The 21536-nt window shown below is 58.1% G+C and carries 16 protein-coding genes and 4 pseudogenes; 8 read left to right on the top strand and 12 right to left on the bottom strand.

The features are described 5' to 3' along the window. Nucleotides 1-111: 111 nt before the first annotated feature. A complete protein-coding gene (locus AC24YW_RS36220; protein WP_487487156.1) occupies nt 112-348 on the top strand; it encodes a hypothetical protein in 237 nt (78 codons plus the stop codon). Between the two features lie 613 nt (nt 349-961). Here AC24YW_RS36220 and AC24YW_RS36215 read toward each other — a convergent pair. From AC24YW_RS36215 to AC24YW_RS36200, 4 genes and pseudogenes are all read right to left on the bottom strand, one after another. Then, entirely contained in the window at nt 962-2152 is a 1191-nt protein-coding gene (locus tag AC24YW_RS36215) for a pyridoxal phosphate-dependent aminotransferase (protein ID WP_487487155.1), read from the bottom strand. Nucleotides 2153-3162: 1010 nt separating this feature from the next. Beyond that, nucleotides 3163-3294 (bottom strand): hypothetical protein, encoded by a 132-nt coding sequence (locus tag AC24YW_RS36210; RefSeq protein ID WP_487487154.1) that lies wholly within the window; start codon nt 3292-3294, stop codon nt 3163-3165. Nucleotides 3295-3403: 109 nt separating this feature from the next. Then, nucleotides 3404-4249 (bottom strand): annotated as a pseudogene (locus tag AC24YW_RS36205) (thiolase family protein); the annotation flags it as partial. Nucleotides 4250-5059: 810 nt separating this feature from the next. Then, the gene (locus tag AC24YW_RS36200) at nt 5060-6688 is read right to left on the bottom strand and encodes a long-chain-fatty-acid--CoA ligase (protein WP_487487153.1); all 1629 of its coding nucleotides are present in this window, start codon (nt 6686-6688) and stop codon (nt 5060-5062) included. Between the two features lie 1058 nt (nt 6689-7746). On the opposite strand from AC24YW_RS36200, the gene AC24YW_RS36195 reads away from it, so the two are divergent. The 5 genes and pseudogenes from AC24YW_RS36195 to AC24YW_RS36175 form a co-directional block, all read left to right on the top strand. Continuing rightward, nucleotides 7747-9021, top strand: coding sequence for an acyl-CoA dehydrogenase family protein (locus tag AC24YW_RS36195; protein ID WP_487487152.1), 1275 nt, complete (start codon nt 7747-7749; stop codon nt 9019-9021). Between the two features lie 388 nt (nt 9022-9409). Beyond that, on the top strand, nt 9410-9808 hold the full coding sequence (locus AC24YW_RS36190) for a class I SAM-dependent methyltransferase (RefSeq protein WP_487487151.1): 399 nt from the start codon (nt 9410-9412) through the stop codon (nt 9806-9808). Then, nucleotides 9724-9996 carry a hypothetical protein gene (locus AC24YW_RS36185; RefSeq protein ID WP_487487150.1) on the top strand — a complete coding sequence of 91 codons (273 nt, stop codon included), beginning with the start codon at nt 9724-9726 and terminating at the stop codon, nt 9994-9996. Before AC24YW_RS36190 ends, AC24YW_RS36185 begins: the two co-directional genes overlap by 85 nt. After that, nucleotides 9974-10375 carry a transposase domain-containing protein gene (locus AC24YW_RS36180; protein WP_487487149.1) on the top strand — a complete coding sequence of 134 codons (402 nt, stop codon included), beginning with the start codon at nt 9974-9976 and terminating at the stop codon, nt 10373-10375. Before AC24YW_RS36185 ends, AC24YW_RS36180 begins: the two co-directional genes overlap by 23 nt. Nucleotides 10376-10421: 46 nt before the next feature. Continuing rightward, a pseudogene (locus AC24YW_RS36175) lies at nt 10422-10580 on the top strand (hypothetical protein); the annotation flags it as partial. 521 nt (nt 10581-11101) lie between these two features. On the opposite strand, the gene AC24YW_RS36170 reads toward AC24YW_RS36175, so the two are convergent. Next, entirely contained in the window at nt 11102-11764 is a 663-nt protein-coding gene (locus tag AC24YW_RS36170) for an ATP-binding protein (protein ID WP_487487148.1), read from the bottom strand. A 135-nt stretch (nt 11765-11899) separates the two neighbouring features. Here AC24YW_RS36170 and AC24YW_RS36165 point away from each other — a divergent pair. Continuing rightward, nucleotides 11900-12220: pseudogene (locus tag AC24YW_RS36165) on the top strand (IS21 family transposase); the annotation flags it as partial. A gap of 383 nt (nt 12221-12603) precedes the next feature. Here AC24YW_RS36165 and AC24YW_RS36160 read toward each other — a convergent pair. Beyond that, nucleotides 12604-12789, bottom strand: coding sequence for a hypothetical protein (locus AC24YW_RS36160; protein ID WP_487487147.1), 186 nt, complete (start codon nt 12787-12789; stop codon nt 12604-12606). A 661-nt stretch (nt 12790-13450) separates the two neighbouring features. After that, the gene (locus AC24YW_RS36155) at nt 13451-15049 is read right to left on the bottom strand and encodes a GMC family oxidoreductase (protein ID WP_487487146.1); all 1599 of its coding nucleotides are present in this window, start codon (nt 15047-15049) and stop codon (nt 13451-13453) included. A gap of 1377 nt (nt 15050-16426) precedes the next feature. Between AC24YW_RS36155 and AC24YW_RS36150 the strand changes: the two genes are divergently transcribed. Continuing rightward, nucleotides 16427-17776, top strand: coding sequence for an LLM class flavin-dependent oxidoreductase (locus AC24YW_RS36150; protein ID WP_487487145.1), 1350 nt, complete (start codon nt 16427-16429; stop codon nt 17774-17776). Between the two features lie 1227 nt (nt 17777-19003). Here the strand turns inward: AC24YW_RS36150 and AC24YW_RS36145 are convergent. From AC24YW_RS36145 to tnpB, 5 genes and pseudogenes are all read right to left on the bottom strand, one after another. Continuing rightward, complete coding sequence (locus AC24YW_RS36145) at nt 19004-19489, bottom strand: hypothetical protein (protein ID WP_487487144.1); 486 nt, start codon at nt 19487-19489, stop codon at nt 19004-19006. Further along, complete coding sequence (locus tag AC24YW_RS36140) at nt 19423-20094, bottom strand: hypothetical protein (RefSeq protein WP_487487143.1); 672 nt, start codon at nt 20092-20094, stop codon at nt 19423-19425. Before AC24YW_RS36140 ends, AC24YW_RS36145 begins: the two co-directional genes overlap by 67 nt. Nucleotides 20095-20241: 147 nt before the next feature. Beyond that, complete coding sequence (locus AC24YW_RS36135; protein ID WP_487487142.1) at nt 20242-20499, bottom strand: hypothetical protein; 258 nt, start codon at nt 20497-20499, stop codon at nt 20242-20244. Nucleotides 20500-20516: 17 nt separating this feature from the next. Next, nucleotides 20517-20750, bottom strand: coding sequence for a hypothetical protein (locus tag AC24YW_RS36130; protein WP_487487161.1), 234 nt, complete (start codon nt 20748-20750; stop codon nt 20517-20519). 311 nt (nt 20751-21061) lie between these two features. Next, nucleotides 21062-21319: pseudogene (gene tnpB / locus AC24YW_RS36125) on the bottom strand (IS66 family insertion sequence element accessory protein TnpB); the annotation flags it as partial. Nucleotides 21320-21536 lie beyond the last annotated feature (217 nt).

The raw sequence follows: 21536 nt of genomic DNA, 5'->3' as shown, positions 1-21536 counted from the left end.
TGACCACCGCAAAGCCGCCCGCCCGCTACGGCGCTGTTGGGGGCGCGCGTGCAGGCGGCTTTGCTCTACCGAGCTACACCATCACTTGGGACACGACCTCACGGAATAGATGTGTTTATCGAGGAGCTGGTCGACCAACTCGACGATACAGGGCGTTGCGTCTCGACCTGCTCCGCGGAAGATTTGGGGCTCAGGGTGTTGAGCGTTTGGATTTTGCCACCCAAAGCGGACCTGAATTTTGGTAGTTCTTTCCAGCATCTTGATGAGGGTGACATCCTCGATGATGTGGGCGAGCAGCCGTTTGCGTTCCACGGTCAGGCGTGTCTGGATCTGCCCAAACCTTACTGAAGTCGACGTCATTGCGATCAGCGGACGCGGAAAGCCTCATCGAGGACCAGCTGATCCCGTTCTCTTGCGCGCTCTGCATCTTCTCGAGCTTTAGCCAGCACGCGGAGCGTGTCGTTCCATTCACCTTCGAGCGTATCGGCGACGAGACGATTATTGGGTCGACGAACGGGGAGCGGCGCTGAGCGAGATCCGCTTCGATTTGGGCCGTTCGACGACAGCGCAGCTGGTCTGCTTCCTCATACCTGGCTTCGATGTCCCTGCGGATGTCGAGCGTCAGCTCGTCGGCGGCCGACGCCATCTGTTCGGCAATGCCGATGGCTTTATCGATTTGAGGTCCGGCGATTGACTGGCAGTTTGGCTCGCCACGATAGTCTTGCTCGGCGTTACGGATGCTGTGCAGCCGCTAAGGCCTCCGCAGTCCAAGCGGCAGATCAGAGAGAGATAACTTCACGAAGCGCTCGGCCTGATCTCGAAGCCGCCAGTTGCCCTGCCAAGTGTGCACGAATGCCTCGTCAACACCCACCAGTTCCTGAGCCTCACGGACGCCCGGAAAAGAGACCTGACATCAGAAATGGTGGCAGAGTCGTCATCATCGGGCTGATAAGGCAGCCGATCAGTTCCACGTGTTGAGAGTTGTCGCCACACGGCGTAAACCTTTCTCCAACAAATCGATATCTATACCATAAAAGAGCCGAATGCCGGCGGGATCGCCGAAGGCAGTCCCCGAGGTTGTTGCAACGCCAGCGTCTACTAGCAACGCGTTTACAACATCATCAGCGTTCAATGTATGTCCTTTGGATCTTGAATGCTCCTGCAATCTACTCAGATCGAGATAGAAGCAAAATCCACCGTGCGAAGCGGGCGGCGGCACCGTGCTCAGCTTTGACAAGATTGATAACCCGAGCTCACGCGCGTTGCGCACGTGCTGATGCAATGCCACTTCGAAAGCGCGATCACCGGACTTCAAGTGGTGGAGCAGCGCATACTGTGCAATTACGTTGGCATTGGAAGTCGTGTGACTTTGTAGAGCCTTCACCGCGCTAATAAGCGCCTTCGGGCCCGCAAGGTAGCCAACTCGCCAACCAGGTAGTGCCAACGACTTGGAAAACGAATTGACAATCAGCGTACGATCCCGGATTCGGGGGGCGACGCATAGAATGGGATGATGGGTGTGAGGAGCATGGACGAAAGCTCCATAGCACTCGTCAAAGATTATCCAAATGTTCCGATCCATAGCGAGGTCAGCTATGCCGGCAAGAATGTCACGGTCATAGACTACGCCGGTTGGATTGTTCGGGGTGTTCACCACGATCGCTCTGGTTTTGGCTGTGACAGCTGCCTTCAGGTCTGAAAGCCTTGGGACAAAATTGTTGAGCCGAGTATCGATGAAAACCGGCGTACCACCTAGAAGAGAAATCTGTGCCGGGAAAGTAGTCCAATAGGGGGTGGGAATTAGCACTTCTTCGCCGGGATTCAGAACAGCAAGAACCGCATTGAAAAGCGCCTGTTTAGCACCGTTCGTAACAGCGATTTCGTCTGCCGACCAAGTTTGAGCAGTTTCGTCGGAAAGCCTACTTGCAAGCGCGGAGCGCAATTCGGTAAGGCCAAGTGCGGCGGTGTAGCGGTTGACGTTGTTATTAATCGCGGCGATCGCGCCCTCGCGCACCGATGGGGCAATATTGCTCCAGAGTTCTCCTGTGGTCAAATCGATTATATCATCACCGCGCTCGCGAGCGGCTTTCGCGGCGGCACCAGCTGCGGCGGCCTCCGACAGCTCTAATAGGATAGCTCGTTGAGCCAACATCAACTCTCTCCTCGATCCAATATGCCGGCTTCGCTTGAGGGGGCAGCGACTCAAAACCGCCCCGCGCCAACGAGCGCGCATTGTTGTGTAAAGGTCCACATGTACTTGGCCTCACGGAGCTTCAACGGCATCACTGTGATCGGCTCATCTATTCCACGGTGAAGTAAGCTTAGCAGCGCCATCTTGATAAAAATGATCAAGACGACCTCGCCAAGTGAATCACTTGAGTCTTAGTCGCTCGACGATCGCGCACGAGAATATGCGGCCGCATTTGAAAATGATGAGTCTCCGCGCTTCGCAGTGCTCGTGTGTCAGAAAGTCGCATAGCCTACTCATCTTTTGCATCTATAGATCTGGATAGGCCATAAATTGGCTGCAGATCAACTGTGAACACTGGTAGGTGACTGATTAGACATGCTCGTACCTGCCTATTGGACTTGTTATCTGGAATAGAAGTTCAACACGTTTACCTGTCGCTGAAGGAGGGCTCTTCTGGATATGCTGTGTGAGAGGCCAACCGGCGAGGCGTTTAGGCTCTCTGAGCACGGGCGGACATACTTGGCGAGTTAGCTCTTCCTTATGCCCGGAGGCTATTTGAGCGGCGCCGCTCGATCACGCGGTGTATGTATGACTTCCAAGATCATAACTAAGTTGGCCTGCTTGGACACACCGATGGCAATTCGGCCGCCAAACTTTCAGGTGACTTCTGCTATGGCTTGATTGATAAGGCCACGTGCTGGCACCATGAGCCACGTCAGGTTGCCGCCATGATCCAGCCAAAGTTACGACGATACCGGCCGACGCGACGCGCTGGTCGATCAGGGGATGGATACGAAACTGACCTCCGCACAGCGCGAATGGTCGCCAAGGCAAGAGACCTCTGATGACCACTGCGACAGATCCACACGATGTGTGTAGATTCACCCATTGGACGTAAGCACTTCCTATTTGTTCGAGCATAGAAAGGTCTGCGCCAGCAGCCAGAGCCTCACTGCTAACCTCAGCCCCCCTCACAGAGCATCTGCAGAGGTTTGCTTCACAATCAGCTCGAACTCGGCCGTCGCCGTCTGATCCAGAATGTTCTCCAGATGCCGTTGCGCCGCCCAGGCGACCTGCACAGACCCCGTCACGATCTGCGTCAATCTTGAAAGTCTTGTACGCCATCCTTGTGTCCTCCCATGTCGTCTGCTGTTTCCTAGCGTCAATCTTCAGTCGCGAGCGCCACACCGGTCCTTGCGGAAATCCCCTCCACTAGACTCGTTCAATGATTGACGCTGTCCCCATGCCGCCGCCGATGCACAAACGTCACCGAAGCGACCGCCTTATTGGCGCGCTCGAGCTCGTCGAGTGCGGTACCTAGGATCATCGCGCCGGTGGTGCCCAGAGGATGGACGAGCGCGATCGCGCCACCATTGACGTTGATTTTGTCGGGTCGATGTCAAACGCCTGGATGTAGCGGAGCACGACCGAGGCAAAGGCTTCATTGACTTCGAACAAGTCAATATCGGCCGTTCTTAATCCGGAACGATCGAACAACTTTTGGAGACCTCGATCGGGCCTGCCAACATGATGGCGGGGCTCCGAAGCGATATTGGCGAACGCGCGGATCTTGGCACGTGCTTCTAGTCCAAGTTTCTTACCAGCTTCCCTGCTGCCGATTAACACGGCGCTTGCGCCATCTACGATGTCGGACGAGTTGCCGCAATGATGGACATAGTTGATGCTCTCGATCTCCGGGTGTGACTGGACCGCCACGGCATCAAAGCCCCCCTTTTGCGCCACTTCAACAAAGGCGGGTTTTAGCTGCACCAGCGACTGCATCGTCGTATCGGGACGCAAATGCTCGTCTTTCGCAAGGATCGTCACGAGGTCGTGCTACCCGCTCATGATTTGAGCCGCGGCGAAATTTTACCTCATCAAGCCCAGAAACGCACAATCGATTGATCTGGACGCCCGGTACAGTCTTGCCAAGGCCGGCCTTTAACGCGGCGAACCGAGCGATGTCGGCACCAGCCTCACCGACCGGATCGACCACCCGAGGATGACATGGTCAATCGCACTCTCTATCAGATTGTTGCGCTCTTTCAGAGCTTCGAGGGGCACCGTGGCGAGCCGTAGCGCTGTCAGTTCGTGCAGAGCACCGTCGGGGTTAGCGTTGTTTGCTGCGCGGTAAAAGCGATTACCGGTTGCGGCAACCGCCGCAAAGCCGCCCACACGCTACGCGCTTTTGGGGGCGCGCGTCCGAGCGGCTTGCTCTACCGAGCTACACCAGTATCAGGGGCACGACCGGGACTAGACGTCGTGTACTCCGACAAGCGAGGTGATGCGTCAAGCAGCCGTGCCCGAAGATGAGGCGGCGCTAGACGAGCTTGAGCTTCATCCAGCAGCTTGCGTCGGCGGCCCAGCAGGATGCCGATCCTGTGACTCACAATCGCGCAGGTGCACTGATCTGCCTACCTTTAAAAGCGTAAGTTTTGGCAGGTGCGGAATCCTGCTCGTCGCCGTCAAAGCGTCAGGCGGAGCCGTGCCGTTCGGAAACCCACACGTCCGCAGCGCCTACAGCTAAGTGCAATAAATGCACCGGCTATGCGCGCCATCTTGTCAGCAAGGGCGACGGTCACCAGCAAGGGTGGCTTACGATTAAACATGGTTCATTGTAGAGACAACGGGGATATCTGCTATCCTTCAGGAGTTTGGCACCGCCGCAGCCGATGCCGAACTGATGTGGACGTCGCAATTTCCGTCAATCGACCTCGAAAAAGACGCACTGAAACAGAGAATGGGATGTGCATATGTTGGTAGGGCCGCGCGGGAACCCAACGATCTATAGAATTTTGATCTTTTCTTTAACCGCCCACAAACCAGCTGACGCGTGCGCATGCACGCGATCATTTGTGCCGGGTGACCTCACGTCGGGAAGCGCTCGCGTAGTTTCAATTTCGCGAACTTGCCGGTCGATGTTCGTGGTACGGCGTCAATGAATTCGTACCGCTCCGGCAATTGCCATTTCGCGAAACTATGCGCGCGCAGGTGGTCGTTTAGCTTCCTCGCGTCTACTTGCTTGCCAGGGTTCAGCACGATGCAAGCGAGCGGCCTTTCGCCCCACTTCTCATCGGAGATCGCGATGACCGCGGCCTCGGCGACTGCAGGATGCTCCATTAGCACAGTCTCAAGGTCCGCTGAGCTGATCCACTCGCCGCCGGACTTAATGAGGTCTTTCGTCCGATCAGTGACGCGCACGAAGCCGAGCGGGTCGATAGAAGCCACGTCGCCGGTGCGCAGCCAGCCGTCCTCGGTGAAGTTGTCGCTGGTTACGGGTAGCTCGTGGTAGGATCCGGTGATGAACGGCCCCCGTACGTGGATCTCGCCGACGCTCGTCCCGTCCCACGGCCGCTCGCCTTCCTCGCCCCAAAGTCGCAGGTCCACAAGCGGCACGGGTACGCCGGCCATGGCAGCGCGCTGGTACCTCTCGTCGGCGCCAGCGGCGAGCAATTCGACCCTACGATACGATCTGGTGCAAACCGGTGATGTCTCGGTCATGCCCCATCCTTGATCCAGCCACACGCCGTGCTCGTCGTAAGCGCGGATTAGAGACACGGGTACCGCAGCGCCGCCCGTCACTGCGTGCATTGCCTTCGGCAGCTTCCATCGGCCCCGGTCAGGCGAGGCTTCGGATTGCGCCGCATCGAATGTCTGCATTAACGTCATCCAAATTGTCGGCACACCGACCGCCAACGTGGGCGGTTCTATCTGCATTAAATCGAGAAGGTCATCGGCATGCAAATGCGGCCCCGGGAATACGAGCTTCGCACCCAGGTTCACTGCGCCGTAAGGAATTCCCCAAGCGTTTACGTGGAACATCGGCGTGATTGGCAACACGACGTCCATGCTACGCAGAGCCCAGAAATCGCCAAGGCTCGCGACAAGTGTGTGCAGGATCGTCGAACGGTGGGAATACACGACCCCTTTCGGCCGGCCTGTCGTTCCAGACGTGTAGCATATTGCGACCGGATCGGCTTCATCATGCCCGGCGTACTCGAAGCCGTCAGGATCGGCGCGCTCCAGCAGGGCATCGTAGTCGTGCATTTCGGGCGAGACCGGCGCACCGGAGAATGGAAACACGAGCACTTGTTCGAATTGATGCAAGTGCGCGATCTGCTTGTACAAGGGCAGCAGGACATCATCGACGATCAGGAAGCGATCGTTGGCGTTGGCCGCGATCCAGCCGATCTCAGCGGGCGCCAGGCGCAGGTTGAGCGTATGCATCACCCCGCCCGCCGCGGGGATGCCGAAATAGCACTCCAGGTGAGCATGGTGATTCCAGCACAGCGTCGCGACGCGGTCACCTTTCTCCAGACCAAGCGTCTGCAGCACCGACGCGAGCGAGCGCGCGCGTCGGTAGAAGACGCCATAGGTGTGGCGGCGAAGGCTCTTGTCGGGCATGCGCGAGACGATCTCGTTTCCGGCGAAGATTTTTCCTGCACGCTCCAGCAGGTGGTTGAGCGAGAGCGGCACATCCATCATGGTGCTTTGCAATGTCTGTCTCCCATTTTGGTCAACCAAACTGCGGTGATACGACACGTTAGACGCTATGCCTGCCCCCGCGCCGGTGCCCGACGACGATCGGAGGTGCGAGTCCATCGCAACCTCGGCGCAGGCACTCAGCTGAGGGAATCGGCGACATTGCCGCACATTGGTGCTGGCGTGGCAGAAGCGGCTCGCATTTCTGCTGATGATATGATCGCGATTGATGTTCTCGACTACTATCTCCTTTCAGAGTCGTTGGAGCCCTGGACCCATTCGAATTAGCTAACCAGGCGCTTGTAATTTCATACCGGGCGGCTCAGGCGATTTCGAACAGCCCGCCAGCTCCCATGCCGCCTCCGAAGCACATCGCTACCGCCACATATTCGCACCGCGGCACTTGCCCTCGATGAAGGCATACCCCGCCAGCCGCTCCCGGTCGGTGGCGGCTGCGGGCCGATCCATGGCGGTGATCCGAGACTATGCTCCTCACCCTCTACCGGTGATGAATCAGTCAGCCGAAGACATTGCGACCCTCCGTATCAGTATGCATTGTGCGACGCATGATCTCAGGCAGAACTCCAATACTTAAATGAGTTCTGAGATTCTGCCTACCAAGGCCGGCAGTATCTCTGAGGTATCCGCGCGCGGTAGACTCCACGATCAGAACAGGACAGGCCCGTCTATCGCGATGGTGCAGCGAAACGTTCAAGCCCGACTCACGTCGATCGGCGCAGCTATCAATTGCGCTTCCTCCGAGCCTCCGAACAGCATTAGAATTCCCAAAGTGAGTGGATACTGGCCTGTCTCATACCCTTGGTCCCTCAGATGTGATTTAGAGGATCCCACCATTGCTCCGTGGCCGGGTATCCGCCCTCTCTGGTGTCTTCAGGGTTTTCTTCCCGACGAACGCAATGCACCAAGTCGAAATTGCACGACAGAACGATGCCGACGTGATGTCAAGCGAGCAACTCCCAGCTACCGTTTAGGCGGCTACCATGAATATTGATAACGGCTTTCGCGGCGGGAGCCCTCGCTTTCCGACAGCCTTAAAGATGAGGAGTTGAATCATGAACATCGCAGCACCGGTCCGTTGCACCAGCTACAGCCTCAACCCGGGTGACGAGCTGAACGACCTTCGCATGTCCGAGGGGGTGCGGCCATTGTATGAGCAGGTGCGCAAGTTCATCCGCGAAACCGTGGAACCAATTTCCGCCGAGCTCGAACAGCTTCCCCAGGAGAAAGCCGACCGCTGGAGCTTTACGCGGAAGCAGCTTGAAATGCTCGAAAAGGCGAAATCAAGGGCCAGGGCGCAGGGCTTGTGGAACTTCTTTCTCCCCAATGCACACACTGGCGAGGGAATGAAGAATTTGGACTTCGCCTACATCGCCGCCGAGCTTGGCAAGGACCTGCTTGCACCTGAAACCCTAAACTGCGCGGCACCCGATACGGGCAACATGGAGGTGCTGGAGCGTGTCGGCACGCCGGAGCAGAAGGAGAAGTGGCTGAGGCCGCTGCTCAGCGGTGAAATTCGGTCGGCTTATGCCATGACAGAGCCAGACGTGGCCTCATCGGATGCCAGGAACATCTCGACAAGCGCAAGGCTTGTCGGTGACGAGTGGGTAATCAACGGCGAGAAATACTTCATCTCCGGTGCAGGAGATCCGCGCTGCAAGATCATGATCGTGATGGCGAGGACCAACCAAGATGCACCGCCCAACAGGCAGCATTCGCAAATTCTGGTGCCGATGGACACGCCCGGCGTCGAGACTCTCGGACCCATGCACGTTTTCGGGCAAGACCACGCACCGCGCGGCCACATGCACCTACGCTTCAACAATGTCCGGGTACCGAAGGAAAATATCCTGCTCGAGGAGGGCCGCGGCTTCGAGATCTCGCAGATCCGCCTCGGTCCGGGCCGCATCCATCACTGCATGCGCGTCATCGGCAAGGCCGAGAAAGCACTCGACATGATGGTGCGCCGCGGGCTCACCCGCGAAGCCTTCGGCAGGAAGATTGCCCGGCTCGGTGGCAATCTGCAAATCATCGCGCAGGCCCGATGCGAAATCGAAGCCATGCGGCTGATGGTCCTGAAGGCTGCGAGGGCTATGGATGTGCTCGGCAACAAGGAGGCGCGTGTCTGGGTCAGTATGATCAAGGCCATGGTACCGGATCGTGCCTCCCGAATTATCGATCAGGCGATCCAGATGCACGGCGCAACAGGCATTTCAAACTGGACGCCGCTCGCCGAGATGTACACGGATGTCCGCCAATTGCGCCTGACCGACGGTCCCGACGAGGTCCACTGGATGGTTGTGGGACGGCACGAACTGAGCATGGAGTAAAGGACGACGCGCGGCCGGATGTCTGCCGTGCACGATTTTCCATGATCTCAAAGATTAGCATAAGCTTGGACACCATGAAGTGCAGCGAGCCGAACACGAGACCGTTCACGACCGGGGATAGAGGGTAGGTCACGGCGGCTCGCTGCATTTTACAACTTGCCTGCACGGAATTCACGAACTCACCTCCCGCGATGACCCTGATCGGCACGAACCCACATCGGCACCGTCGGTAGCGAATTTCGTCCCTTGCTCAACCTTCGAGACGACGATGGGCCAAGCTGCCTGATGATCAGCCGCGCGCATCGTGACGTCACCGTTGTCGCCTTGTAGGTGGTCTGTTCGAGCGCCTTGGCAAAGTTTCGCCGCAGGGACACTGATCGAGCCGTCAATGCGCATGCGTGTCATCGATCTCGGCTGTGGCTTCGGCAGGGCCTCACGTTGCATGCGTGAGCAAGGTGCCACCTCTACCCTTGGCCGCGACTTATCGCAGGACATCATCGAGCGCGCAGAGGCAGATACAGCGGACGCGGGGATCAGCTATTGCATCGTCGATCTAGATACTTTGGAGTTGCCCGCGGGTTTTTTTGAGATTGCTTACAGCGCGCTGACCCTTCACTATTTCAGGACTTTCCCGTCTCACACGGGTTCAGCGTGGCCGCCTTCGTGTTCCGATCGAAACGAGCGTACCGAATCAAGATTTTGGTGTGGGACCGAACGGGCCTGGTGTTGGTTCACAAGCACCTCGAAGGTTGCAAGTTCGTTAGGCCAACGATCGCGGACGGCGTGATGCGGATGTCGCCAGCGATGTTCGCGGCCTTTTCGAGGGGCTGGATTGGAGGTTGGTCGGCCCGGAAGAAGCGCCGCCTCCCCAGCCGGCTGGGTAACTCCGGCAGAATGACTGGCAGCTATTTTGAGCGTGCCACGCGCGGCGACGATGTGCTCGAAATAGCACATGAGCATCGCGGCGGTGCGTGACGAAAACAAACGCCTCAAGGCGCTTTTGGCGAAAACGCAGGCGGCCTTGAGCGAGCATCAGGGGGCGCTGGCGGCGTCGGAGGAAGCGCGGCGTCGGCTGGAGATCATTCTCGGCGAATTGCGCCGCGAGAAGGTCGGCTCGAAGTCCGAGAAGCTGCGGCCAGATCAGTATCACTTACCGCTGGAAGACCTGGAGATCGCGCAAGGCATCTTGGACGCGGCGCAGGAGAGAGCCGAGGCTGTGATCACCGGCCGATCGCGGAACGTGCCGGATCAAGGTCTCTCATCGCAATCGCGGCTGCGGGCCTGCCCATTTGCCGCAGGCGGAACGGATCATCGAGCCTGCAAGCACGCTTTCGGGTTGCGGCGTCCTGACTAAGATCGGCGAGAACGTTAGCCCAGCCCCTTGACGTGATACCGGCGCAATGGCGCGTGCTGGTCACGCGCCGGCCGAAATACATCCATCGTCGCTGTTCGGGTCGCAAGCGCACGCAACGGAGCACGCCGTGCCCGGCCTGGCATCGATTGTCGCCACCTGCAAACTCAAGGACGTCAATCCGGCCAGCTGCATCGCCGAAACACTCGAGGCGATCATCGACGACCATCCCCATAGCAGAATCGAAGTCCTCATGCCGTGGCGATTCCGCAAGGTGTCAATCCAGGCTCAACAGGGCCCCGGCGGAGCGCTTACCGACCTCAAGCTGCTCACCCCGCCGAGCGCCTTCAGTTCTGCCGCGCGAGGAGACGCGGCCATCCTGGCTATTTCGAAGAACGGGATACCTAAAAAGCAGATCGTGCGTCAGACCGGCCACAGCAGGAAGCTAGTGCGACAGGTAGTCCTCGGCGAGCGCACTGATGTCTTCTGGATATAGCACGACAGTCTGGGTGGGGAAGCGCAGAACAAGTAGGACGACGAACTCCGCGAGGTGGTGATTGCCGCGTTGATTGTCGCGCGCAAGAGTTTTGTTGAATGCTGATTGTCGCGCAGCGTCAATCAGAGACGGTTTTGCGTGTCGCGTGCATGGCGACCGTCCTTGACCGCGTTTTCGCCCGAGGGCGGTCCGTCTGCGATAGCTGCCGACGTTCATTTCCATAGCGGCGAGGGTCATTGCGGGGTCCGGGAAGACCCTATTTTCTTCGCCGAATGGCTGACGGCCGTGATCAGCATCGAGCGTCGCTCGTAGCGTGCACTGATGAGTTCGAACAGCAGGCTGGTCTCGGCCTCATCCTTGGTGACGTAAGCAAGATCATCAAGGACCAGGAGATCGAAGCTATCGAGATGATTGATGGCCGCCTCGAGGTTGAGCTCACGTCGCGCCAGCTGGAGCTTCTGCACGAGATCGGTGGTCCGGGTGAAGGGGACGCGCCATCCGTTCTCGATGATGGCTAGGCCGAGAGCACCTGCGAGATGGCTCTTTCCGCCACCGGGCGGACCGAACAACAGCAAATTGGCGCCCTTGCCCAGCCAGCTGGCACCGGCAGCAAGCGCGGTCGCCTGCACCTTGCAGATCATCGGCACGGCCTCGAAGTCGAAGCTGTCGAAGGCTTTTCCAGCGGGCGGCCGCGGCTCGGCGAGATGGCGCTCGATGTGGCGGCGGCCGCGTTCGGCGATCTCATGCTCGGTCGATGGCGAGAAAGCGGGCCGCCGGCCAACCTCCCTTGTCGGACTGTTCGGGAATTGGGGCCACAGCACCTTAATGGCGGGCAGCCGCAGCTCGTTGAGCAACAGATTGAGGCGCGCGGTGTCGACGGTGTTGGCGATGCTCATGCGGCACTCTTGGCGCTCCGACGAGGCATTCGTAGGAGGCAGGCGGCGTAAGCTACACCAAACCTTCGGCAGCTGAGCGGGATCCGAGCACGTCATTCAGTGCGTCGACCGCCTAATCGGATCGAGAGAGACCCCCGACTTCCATCGCAAAGGAAGGCTCCCCGCAGCCGGCGACGACCGAAACCGGTTGAGCGACGTGTTCGAGACCGAGATCGTCCGATCCTGAAGGGGGCACCTGGCTTACGCCCGGTGGCGGTCTTCGAGGAGATGCTACGTTGTCATCCGGATCTCGGCAGCGGTATCCGTCGTACCCTGGAACGTCGGATGCGTGCATGGCGGGCGATCCACGGCGAGGAGCAGGAGGTGATCTTCCACCAAACCTACGAGCCTGGCCAACCCGCGTCGGCCTTCACGGACATGGAGGAGTTCGGCGTTACGATCTCGGGTGCTCCGTTGACTTCATGTAGAGCCTCATCTGGTGATCTGTGATGTGTCGGCCGGGCAAGCGAGTGATTCCTCTTGGCGGAACAACCACTTGCATAACCTTCGGCCGCGATCACCAGTCGGCGCGGTCCTTCTCGGGATCGCGCCGAGGCTGGGCTCGTAACTCCGGTCGGGCTACGCGCTCCCTACGTCACGAGCCCAGCGTAACTCTCTCATCCTGATTGACGCTCCATGCCGCGCGGCATCCCGACCCCAACGATCAAACGGGCCTGGAGCAGATTGGTCTATCCGCGGCCATACACTTGACGCCTGACAAGCTTTGGGCGCGTGATCTGCCTTCGGTTTGTCCGCGCGACCAGGGCCACGTGATTGCCTCTCGGACCGCCGCTTCGTCCCTAGCGACGCCGCTGGCAAAAGGAGGCGAGGAGATTGTACGCGCGTTCGGTCCACCTGAAGAGGCGTGCCTCGGTCTTGCGTCGGATCACCAGATGGAATTCGGCGATGATCTCGCGTGCTTCGACCAAGGTTGGCACGCCAGCTTCGATCGCCGCGACGTTGATGGTCTCCGCTTTCGTGAGCAAGTCCCGCCCGATTGTCATCTGGCGCGCGGTCGTTCTATCCGACGGGATCGTCTGAAGGTTTGCGTCGACCCTTTCCGCTCGTAATCTGCAGGTTGCCCAATCGAGGATAACGCGGAGCGAGCCTCGGAAGCGTCGCTCCTTCAAACGGCGCCAAAGTTCAGTCCGTGCGGCAGCCGCACGCCCACTGCTCGTCCAGCCATGGCAAATGCAGATCAAACGAACTTTGGCGTATCGTCAGACCGATGGCCCGCCTGTGGCGGCGGCCAAGGTGCAGAGTGAGTGAAAGGAGCATAGCAAAGTGCATCAGAGCCCAAATTTGACCCTCATGGGCGGCGAGAACCCGAACGAGATCTTGCCGATGAAACCACTTTGCTGACGCTCTCTCCCCGCTCTGGATAGGCAAAGGCCGCCTACTTATGGGCATTATGGAAGTCCGAACTTTCGGCCACAGCGGTTGCCCTGATGACGGCTGATCGCTTGAAAGACAGTGGCGGTGAATGCGCGATCGGGCGTCTCAATACTATCGCGAGAACCTGCTAGTGGATGGCTATTCCCAGCATCGAAATCGACGCGCTTATGCCCATTAAACTGTGCCTTCTAGTGGCGCCTCAGCTTGCCGGCAACTGCATAGCGGACGCGAGGAGCCATGACATTGATATTTCTATGGCCTTTTGTGATCTTCCTTGATCATGTCAGCGCCCTTCTCGGCCACCATGAGAGTAGGCGCGTAGGTGTTGCCGGATGGTACCGTCGGCATAATTGATGCATCAATAACGCGCACGCCTGCGAGGCCGTGCACTCGCAGACGATCGTCAACTACAGCCAACGGATCATTGCCCATTTTGCACGTGCCGACAAGATGATACATGGTTCCACCGGCGCGCCGCGCGTAATCGAGCCATTCATCGTAGCTCTGTACATTTTCGCCAGGATGGCACTCAAAATCGATGTATTTTGCGATAGCTGGATTTTGCACAATTTGTCGCGCGATCTGCAAGCCCGCGACCGTGCATTGGCGATCGGTCTGCGCCGCGAGAAAATTGGCCCAAATTTCGGGGTTGGTATTGGCAACGCGCGATTTGATGTGGATCGACCCGCGAGATTCGGGGCGGCACTGATTGACCACTACCGTCATGCCAGGCTTGCTCTCAAGACGTCCCTCGCGGGCCTTGTCATAGCTCGCTGGCGCCATGATAAATTGGATGTCGGGCCTGTTTAAGCTTCGCTCCGTGCAAACAAAGCCGAACACCAACGCCCCTAAGTGGGTAAGTGCACCTGTTCCGCTGACGTAGTATCGTGCGATCTCGCGAAGGAGCCTCAAGCCTCGGGTCCGCTCGTTGAGCGTGATCGGCTGGTTCACTCGCCAACTAATAGAGGGAGCGAAGTGGTTTCCGCAATTTTCGCCCACTCCCCTTAATTCGTGGAGAACCTCAATGCCCAAAGCCTTCAGTAGTTCGGGTTGGCCGATGCCGGAACGCTCCAGCACGGCTGGTGACTGGATCGCACCGCAGGAAAGGATCAACTCTCGGCAACGAGCCTTCCGCTTCTCGCCGCACATTGTATATTCAACGCCGACCGCGCGCTTACCCTCAAGTAGGAGCCGCGTTACTTGCGCGTTTGTCTCAATCCGAAGATTCGATCGCCTGCGCACTGGATCCAGGAATGCGCGCGCAGCCGACCAGCGCCGTCCGCTTTTCGTCGTTACCTGATAATAGCCGAAGCCATCCTGCCGACCGTTGTTGTAATCGTTATTGCGCGAAAAGCCGCAGGCTTCGGCGGCATCGATGAAGGCGTCTCCCAGTGTATCGCGCTCCTCCAACTCTCTTACACTGAGGAGTCCCTCTTTGCCGCGCGAATCATCCGCTAGACGATCGTAGTACTCTAACCTTTTAAAGTAGGGCAACACGTCTTTGTACGACCAGCCATGATTGCCAAATCGGTGCCATGTGTCGTAGTCGAGGGGCTGGCCTCGCACATAGAGCATGCCGTTAATGGAACTGCAGCCGCCCAAGACACGACCGCTAGGATAGCGGAGGCGTCGCCCAGCCAAGCTGTCCTCCGCCTCCAATTCATAGTTCCAATTGAATCGCTTGTGACTCAGGAGCCTCGTGTACCCTGCGGGGATGTCAATCCATACTGACCTGTCGCGCGGACCGGCCTCAAGCAGCAGAATATTGTCCCTCCCATTTTCGCTCAAGCGGTTGGCGAGCACGCAGCCAGCTGAACCGCCACCGGCGATGATGTAGTCCCAGGTGGGCACGATTACATTCTCCCTCAAATTTCTCTAGTTGCTGCGCATCTCGACTTCGAGCCGCTTCAAGCATGCCTAGCTTGGGTAGAGCCAACGGCGTCTGCTGGGCCGCAGCTCCGACGAGCCGGGGACACAGGTCGGTAGCGCACCTTTGCAAATGCTGCGGACATTCCGGACTGGAATCCCTTAATGGCATGGCAGCTTAGTCTTTGCTACGTTCCACTCGAAGAGTTTCCTTTTCACTCAACCGGACGAACTTCCAACCAGCCGGTATTATAATCTCGAGCCCCTATTCTGTGGCGTGGCCAAGCACTAACCTCTCGTTGTTGTTGGTGTGACGAGGCGCCACATTTTGCTTTCGTGACGATTACACCTGGACCCACCCACTGATTCGGAAACGGCTGGGCCCACCGACGCCCCTCGGTGCGCATCACCAATCTAAGGCAGAGCAGCTACGATAAGGAGAGTCGGGCGAATAGCTCGTCATCCCAATCGTCCAGCGGTGCCGGTCGTATCACGCTCGTAGACGCTCTACCACTACCTGGTTTAGCGGTCGGTTTGGACCGACACACCAACGTTCGCTTCAAGTTGCAAATGCAATTCGATCGGGCCGTCCACAATCGCGTGTACGCGCATTGAGTTAACGCCGAGAGTGAAAGCGTCGCAGCGCCACGTCGACTTTAGCCGGGTGCGTACTTCGCTCAGGGTCGATCCTGAAGGTTCGGCCTCGAAATATGCGGATCTGCGGAAAGACTGCGTCGGTACAGTCCAACTGCGGGCCTGCCCTGGAATTGCAGCCAATTCGGGGCCTCAAACTGCTGTTCTCCTGGCGGAGCAACAATGCAAGAAGCCTGCTATAGCCCTACCGAACACCTTGAAGATGCTCGCGCCGTCCTTAAGCCCGCGCCACGAACCTTCAATCTCCGTGAAGCCCCTCTATTCATCGGAGCGGGCTGCCTTGAGCGAGACTCGCGTTTGGCGATGTGCGATTCATCGCGTGGCTTTGAATATACAGAGGCGAGTTGGCCAGCGGATCTCAATTTCAAGCAGCGACTACCGAAGCTGGTGGTTGTCGCGGGGCTGAGAGCATGCAACGATCCGTAGGTATGAGGGTTCACAACACTGCCTAAGAACCCAGCATCCCTTTCAATGAGTTCAGCATGCAGTCTCAAAGACAGCTAACAATCGCCAGACACTCTGCCTAGGGTCAACCCACCGAGTGCAGCACTCAGAAGTGGTCCGATGGAAGTTGATCCTCATCAGCGTTGCAGCCAGAAGTACCGCTTCTATGTGCCAATTTCTATGCCCCTCGAGGGAGGTATTACGTCTCTCTGCAATGCCGATTCAAAAAGGTGAATGCGCGTAGTCAGGTCAAGGAGGTGCGATATGCGTCGCGACGAAATGAAGCTCGGAATGATGGTCCTTCAGGGAGGATGCCACGACGCCGCATGGCGCGACCCACGCGTACCCGCAAATGGCGGCGTTGATATTGATTATTTTGGAACTTTAGCTGAACTTGCCGAAAGTGCAGCATTTCACTTTATATTTTGCGCCGATAGCCCGAGCGTGCCGGATGAAGCTCACGCGACCATCGCTCGCCAGAGTCGAAATGACGGATTTGAGCCATTGACGCTCTTGTCAGCCCTGTCATCGCGCACGCAGAATATCGGACTGGTTGGGACGGCGACCACGACGTACAATGAGCCATATCATATCGCGCGTATGTTTGCTTCGCTCGATCGTCTGTCGCAAGGACGCGCCGCTTGGAACATCGTTACTTCAGGATACAAATTCGAAGCCGCTAATTTTGGTGACAAGGAGCTACCTTGTCACGCCACCCGCTATGCCCGAGCGAGAGAATTTGTCGGAGTCGTAAAGGGCCTCTGGGACTCGTGGGAAGACGACGCCTTCATTCGCGACAAACAAAGTGGTATTTTTGTTGATACCAAAAAGATGCATCCAGTAAACCACCGGGGCAAGTACTTTTCGGTGAGAGGTCCTATGAACACCGCAAGGCCGCCGCAAGGCCATCCCGTGTTGGTGCAAGCTGGCGCATCCGATATCGGAGTGGCATTCGCCGCAGAAGTTGGAGAGGTTATTTTCACGGCCGAGCCCAGCCTTGAGAACGGGAAAAAATTCTACGCTGCTCTCAAAGCGAAAGCGCTTACATTTGGACGGGAAGACCATCAGGTGTTAATCATGCCTGGACTTGTCCCGATCGTAGGGCGGACGAAGCAGGAAGCGTTGGACAAGCTTGAGAGACTTCGTTCCTACACACACATCGACGTCCTAATCGGAGTGGCTGAGCGGTGGCTAGGATCGGTTACTAACTTACGCTCGGTCGATCTTGATGCTCGTGTGCCTGACACGCTGCCGCCAACGAACTTATTCCAGAGTCGACAGAAGCTGCTGTTGGAAATGGCCGCTCGCCAAAAATTCACTTGGCGCCAGTTGATGACTTATATCTCCGACAGCTCAGGACACTTGATGATTATTGGAACGCCTGACGAAATCGCACAGACTATGGTGGACACATTTGACGAGCGCGCGGCCGACGGATTCAATTTATGCTTCGCGACGCTTCCCGGAAGCCTCAAGGAGTTCATCGAACTTGTTGTGCCGGAATTGCGGAGGCGAGGTAAATTCAGGCACTGCTATTCTGGACAAACTTTAAGAGAGAATCTTGGCCTCAACCGACCGCTCAATTCATTTGCACAGTTGGCGGTCAACAGCTAGTCCGTATGGCGCCCCAGCTTATCTGATCGCAACAAAATACTCAGCAGGAGACGTCTCGGCAAGCTGGCATCCGTGAAGTCGCAAAGGATTTCACGAACCGCGAAGCTCTGAATAAAAGTTCGTCCTGCTGGCCGCCTGCGATGTCGTGGTCGTCGGCGATGCAGCAGGGGAAGTCCGTGACTCTGACTGAAGATCGGCGGTACGCCTCATCACCGATCCATCTGCCCCGAAGTATGATCCGGCCACCCTAGGCTAGGGCAAGCGTCAAGAGGCACGGCGAGCTTCACGCGAGCCTCCGATATAGAGCACAAAGTCCTTTTCGCTTCGGCCTCGCCGTTCTGGGTCGACAAGGCGATGATCGTACGTTCTTCGATCAGAAGCAGTTCCTGCAGCTGCAGGTGATCGAAAGCTCTCCGTCCAGTACCGGGCAAACATCTAGTCAATCGAAAGGTTCCCTTACTCGTGGCATAAAAGGTCATTTTCGACGAGACCAAGTGTCGATCCGCTCTTCAGCTGCAACAGCGTTCTTTACGCATCAGCTTTCACGTACAACCATGTCGCCCTATTGAGGTAACACCGACAACCACAAGAAGTGGTAGTTGCCAACTGATCACTAGGTTCGGTTTTCTATAGAACGTGTGCGACGAAGTCGGTCGATGGTTGACGAGACATTTCAACTGAATGCCGAACGTCGGCCTTGCATCTTGTTGATCCGCAGCCCTTCCGTTAGCTGTCGCACATTGCGGACCATACTTCACGAGGAAAAAGCACCATGGGCCAATCCCGGTCGAGAACCTCGCATTGGATTTGATCAAATCGGGATGGGCTATCCAGGCGACAATGTCCGCGCCAAAAACGTGGCAGAGCTCGTGCGCGCCGGCTTTCGCGCCAGGTCGTTATGAGCATAGACCGGCGTTGTGGCGACTTCGGCAGGTCCAGTTAGCCCTCTCTCCCCTAGGGCCAACGCTGAGCACCTGAAGACCCAGGGGCTTTGGCAAGCGCACTCCTACATGTTCACCGATTTTATGCCGATGCTGCGCGACCGCGGTGTCAGACAAGCAGACATGGTCTCACCTTGGAGGATACCCGCGCAGGTTCTTTGCGAGCGAGCTTTTGCCGTGAAGGAGAGCAAACTAGAGTTCAGATCGACGAAATCTATTATACTGAAGACAGCGACAATAGCAGGCAGACAACAACTCGCGTCGATGCGCCTGTCCTTCAGTCTGTTTAAGGAATTCTCGATGCAACAGCGAGGCTCATACGCTTTAAAGGCTGAACGGTTGTTCCTACCGCGACGGTTCGGAAACTTGATCCCGCTCTCGTGCATCTCCTGGAACAGTTCAGCGCTTTCGTGAGACTGGCTGCGAAGCGTATGCTCCGGCGTATTCTCTTGTCAACGGCCTGCAAATGTGCCCCCCGTATTGCCGCATCTACGAATGTTACCCTGATGGCGACATTGCCGATGACGATCCGATGTCGACTAATCGGTCGCGCCAGATGGCTTTGCCGGCTTGCTCCCTGGGCGACCAACCGTTCGGCAGCCCTCCGTCTGAGCGCCCTCAGCAACCGTTCCACAATCGAATGCTGTCTCTTTCCGAACTCCTCGGGGTATTTCTCACGCAGCCGGCCGACAATTGCGAGCGCCGTCAGCTGCGGCTGCTCTGCGATCCACGCTTCGATCGCGGCAATATGCGGGTCGAGCTTGGACGGCATGCGAACTCTGGTCTTATAGGGCCGACGAGTGCGCCGGTGCGTGGCACGCGGCTCAACGACCGTCGCGGGCTTGCCGAGCGTCTTCGCGAACGTCCCCGTGGTCGCTGGCCGGATGCTAGTGTGAGCGGGTTGCAGGCCGCGCGCCTGTCCGGCACGGTTTGACGAATTTCCGCCAACAGCGCGACCGGATCGAGCGAGCGATACTGATCGTGGAGCCGTTTATTCGCGGCCGCGGTCACCTTGGGATGCGCCAAGGCACGCTCATAAGGCGCCGAAGGGAGATGATAGCGCTTGATCACTTTAGCCCCTTCTCGACGCTTCTCCTTCAGCTTGAATGACGGCTGGAAGAAGTTGACGTAGAGCCGTGCCGCCGCATAGAGGCGGCTCATTATACGCGCCGTCTCGACGCCATCGAAGCGGCCATAGCGCATGAGGCGGCGAACGACGGCACCATTCTTCTGCTCGACAAACGCCTGGTCGTTCTTCTTATAGGCGCGGGAGCGAGTGACTTCGAGCTTCTTCTCACGACACCATGGCACGACGACATCGTTCATGAAGGCGCAGTCGTTGTCGAAGTCCACGCCGCGCAACAGCCAGGGAAACAAGCGCGGTTGATCGCCTCGACGACGAGCGAACCTTCCCGCGTCAGCAACGGCAGGCACTCCGTCCAGCCGGTGGCGACATCGACCATCGTGAGGGTTTGGATGAACGAACCAGCCACCGACGTGCCGCCATGGGCGACCATGTCGACCTCACAGAACGTCGGGCACCGAGCTGTTCCAGTCATTGAACGTGCGGATCGGGACCTCGCGCTGGATTGCCGAATAGAATCCGGCGCGGCGCCGCCTGCCGCCACTCGCCGTGATCGTCACATCGACGAGCAGGCGATCGCTGGTAGCGGCGCTGATGGCCAGAACACGATCACGGTCCGACTGGCCAAGCTGCAATCGGCCATATTGCTCAAGGGCAGGCAGCAAGGTCGGGATCATCACCTTGAGCCGCTTGCCCACACCCGATCCGACGCCTCTCACAGCGCCGTCAGCGCGTCCTTGATCGTCGCGCCATATCTGCGTCTTCGCTTTCTTGTTGCCTCGACCTCGCCCGGTCCAACCGTCTCACGTCGCCGGAGCGCGCGCACCGCATGCTTGCGATGCCAGCCCGGTGTCGCGCACAGCTCGTCGAGCATCCGTCCCTTCTCCGCTCGTTTGGCCGATCGGTAACGCTCCGGTACCGCCGACACGACCTCGCGCCGTGCGCCCATGCTGATCTTTCCTGCCATAGACGCCACCGAACCAATTCGATGGCACCGACCCAATCATCGGCGAGAAGTTGTCCAGTAAAATTCTGGGTGAGGCAATGCGGGGCGTAAATTTGGACGCCGATCCCCCGGCTTAGGGGGTCAATATTGCAGGCCGAATGACATTCGTTTTCGTCGCGCGTGCCACGCTCAAAATAGCTGCCGAGTTGTTCTGCCGGAGTTACCCAGCCGCCTGGGGACGCGGCGCTTCTTCCGCGCGGACCAACTTCCAATCCAGTCCCTCGAACAAGGCCACGAACATCGCTGGCGATCCGCATCACGCCGTCCGCGATCGTTGGCCTAGCGAACTTGCAACCTTCGAGGTGCTTGTGAACCAACACCAGGCCCGTTCGGTCCCACACCAAAATCTTGATTCGGTCCGCTCGTTTCGATCGGAACACGAAGGCGGCCCCGCTGAACGGATCGAGACGAAGCATCTTCTGCGCCTTCGCCGCAAGCCCATCGTGGCTACAGCGGAAGTCGGTCGGCCGCCTTGCAACGTAAATCTTCAGGTTTGCGCCGGCCGCGATCATCGTGACGCTCGCACCGCACGGATCACCCGGTACAGCTGCTCGCCATCTATGGCCGTATCCGTCCGCAGTACGACATCACCGATCGCGATCTCAAGCTTGATCGCAGGAACGTGACGCTCCTCCAACGAACCTTCCACGACCAGCGTCGCGAATGTCGGATGCGGCGCCTCGCACGGCGGCAACCCGCCCCGTGGCGAAGCCGACGTCGCCAATCGTA

The sequence above is a fragment of the Bradyrhizobium sp. USDA3516 genome (assembly GCF_057651995.1).
Note: the sequence above shows the minus strand (reverse complement) of the source record. Positions and strands in the feature narration are given on the sequence as shown.

Bases quoted from the DNA above. Each gene is read 5' to 3' on its own strand.
- AC24YW_RS36215 (WP_487487155.1), bottom strand. From the start codon at position 2,152: ATGTTGGCTCAACGAGCTATCCTATTAGAGCTGTCGGAGGCCGCCGCA.
- AC24YW_RS36195 (WP_487487152.1), top strand. From the start codon at position 7,747: ATGAACATCGCAGCACCGGTCCGTTGCACCAGCTACAGCCTCAACCCG.
- AC24YW_RS36190 (WP_487487151.1), top strand. From the start codon at position 9,410: ATGCGCATGCGTGTCATCGATCTCGGCTGTGGCTTCGGCAGGGCCTCA.
- AC24YW_RS36180 (WP_487487149.1), top strand. From the start codon at position 9,974: ATGAGCATCGCGGCGGTGCGTGACGAAAACAAACGCCTCAAGGCGCTT.
- AC24YW_RS36170 (WP_487487148.1), bottom strand. From the start codon at position 11,764: ATGAGCATCGCCAACACCGTCGACACCGCGCGCCTCAATCTGTTGCTC.
- AC24YW_RS36150 (WP_487487145.1), top strand. From the start codon at position 16,427: ATGCGTCGCGACGAAATGAAGCTCGGAATGATGGTCCTTCAGGGAGGA.
- AC24YW_RS36145 (WP_487487144.1), bottom strand. From the start codon at position 19,489: ATGCCGTCCAAGCTCGACCCGCATATTGCCGCGATCGAAGCGTGGATC.
- AC24YW_RS36130 (WP_487487161.1), bottom strand. From the start codon at position 20,750: ATGGGCGCACGGCGCGAGGTCGTGTCGGCGGTACCGGAGCGTTACCGA.